Below are 364 nucleotides of genomic sequence, written 5' to 3' on the forward strand. Positions count from 1 at the left end.
GTTGTTCAGTCTGCCGTCGTGCAGATTGGCGAGGTAAGTGTCGTCAAGTGACGACCTTTGCCGAGCATCGCAGGGTTCTGCGGTGATCGGAAATGATCGGCCAGGTGCTCCCGGATAGGGTGCTCCTGGCGCGGCGGGGTGAAATACCTCGCAGAACGCTCGCTTGCTCTTCGCGCGGAAGCGTCTAACTATGCCTCCGGTTTCATGATGCGGAGGACATTTCCATGAAAAAGCGGATTCTGTTCACAGGCGGTTCCGGCAAGGCAGGTCGCCATGCCGTGCCATGGCTCGTCAATGCAGGCTACGAGGTTCACAACCTCGATCTCGTGCCTCTGGACAGCCCCGGCGTCACCAATCTCATCGC

General features: G+C 59.1%; 1 pseudogene. It reads left to right on the forward strand.

Annotation, left to right across the window (positions count from 1 at the left end):
* Positions 1-224 precede the first annotated feature (224 nt).
* Positions 225-364: pseudogene (locus EOD29_RS30790) on the forward strand (NAD(P)-dependent oxidoreductase); the annotation flags it as partial.

Source organism: Mesorhizobium sp. M1A.T.Ca.IN.004.03.1.1 (assembly GCF_003997555.1).
Taxonomy (GTDB): Bacteria; Pseudomonadota; Alphaproteobacteria; order Rhizobiales; family Rhizobiaceae; genus Mesorhizobium.